Source organism: Bacteroides sp. MSK.20.12, from assembly GCF_019052435.1.
Classification (GTDB): Bacteria; Bacteroidota; Bacteroidia; order Bacteroidales; family Bacteroidaceae; genus Bacteroides; species Bacteroides xylanisolvens.
In genome coordinates, this window is sequence record NZ_JAHQVH010000097.1 from 1 (window position 1) to 1,717 (window position 1,717).

General features: G+C 40.4%; 1 protein-coding gene. It reads left to right on the forward strand.

Going from position 1 to position 1,717, the window contains the following annotated elements; translation table 11 throughout:
• The first annotated feature begins 133 nt into the window (after positions 1–133).
• Positions 134–1,492 carry a transposase gene (locus KTR06_RS24295; RefSeq protein WP_008022065.1) on the forward strand — a complete coding sequence of 453 codons (1,359 nt, stop codon included), beginning with the start codon at positions 134–136 and terminating at the stop codon, positions 1,490–1,492.
• Positions 1,493–1,717 lie beyond the last annotated feature (225 nt).

Sequence of the window (1,717 nt, forward strand, 5' to 3'; positions counted from 1 at the left end):
AGGGATATTCCTAAAATAATAAAATTTAAGGCAACTAATTCATTGCGAGTTAGTTGCCTTTTTTGTATCTTTAAGCATTCCCCCCAAAAAACGGTTTGACGGCCAAAACGGGGGTAATTAAAAATAAAAACACATGGTAAAGATACAAAAAATCTCAGAAATCGAACCTTGTTTAGGTTTTACCGAGTTCGATATGCTTAAAAAATATCGTCAAAGTTTTGCAACGAGTGAATTAGGTCGCCTCCATTCTCTGTTCCCTTTCTCGGAACTGGCCCGACAAATGCATTTGAAGTCCTCTCCTTTTGGGCGTAAAAGTTATTTTTCTCCCGAAGGTAAAATAGCCTTGATGGTCTTGAAGTCCTATACCAACTTTTCCGATGCACAACTGATTGAGCATTTAAACGGTAATATTCATTACCAGTTATTTTGTGGTGTTCAGATTGATCCGCTTCATCCACTAACCAATCCTAAAATCGTTAGTGCAATTCGTCAGGAACTAGCGGATCGCCTTGACGTTGAGTCCCTCCAGCTCATTCTTGCCGAGCATTGGACACCTTATCTTGAGAACCTTCATGTCTGTATGACCGATGCCACCTGTTATGAAAGTCATCTGCGTTTCCCTACTGATACCAAACTCTTATGGGAAGGTATTGTATGGCTTCATCGTCATCTGTGCAAACATTGCCAGACCTTGCACATACAACGTCCCCGTAACAAGTATCTTGATGTACGCCGTGCCTATCTTGCTTATAGCAAACTGCGTAAACGCAAGAAATCACAGACTCGTATGATTACACGAAGGTTACTTCAGTTATTGGAAAAGTTACTTGACCAGCTGGAGCTGCTTCATTCATCCTACAGGAACAGGCTTACACTATCCTCTGATTACCAAAGACGTTTCTCGGTCATACAGACAGTCCTTGAGCAAGGGAAGAATTTATTTGCAGGCAAAAAAGTGTCCAACCGTATCGTGAGTATCGACCGGCATTACCTTCGCCCCATTATCAGAGGCAAGGAAACCAAATCCGTTGAATTCGGAGCCAAAGTCAACAATATACAGATAGACGGAATCTCCTTTATAGAACATATCTCCTTTAAGGCTTTTAACGAAGGAGTACGTTTGAAAGACTGTATTCATCTGCAACAACAACTGACCGGGGTTAGGGTTAAGGCGCTTGCGGCGGATTCAATCTATGCCAATAATGCCAACCGGAAATTTTGTACAAAATATCATATAAGTACTTCCTTTAAGCGTAAGGGCAGAGCTGCCAAAGATGAGCCGCTTCGGAAAATCTTACGGTCGGAACTCAGCCGTGAAAGAGCTACCCGCCTGGAAGGAAGTTTTGGAACGCAGAAACAACATTACTCACTGGCCAGGATAAAAGCTAGAAACAGGAAAACGGAAGTACTTTGGATTTTCTTTGGGATACATACAGCCAATGCGGTATGTATGATAGAAAAGGTTGAAAAGAAAAAAAGAAAGGCAGCATAATCTAACTAAAATAACAGGAAAAACAGGAGAGGTTTTAACTTCCCCTAAAAAAGACATGTACATAATGCATGGGTGGGAAGGAAAAAATAAGAATATGTAAACAATATTCTACAAAAAAGATAGAAGACTGGGAGAGTTGAACGAAAAAATCAAGAGAAAAGCTCACGTAAAGCAAAGCTTTTCTCTTGATTTTTTAGAAAGAGGAACATTTACTGAATATCCCTA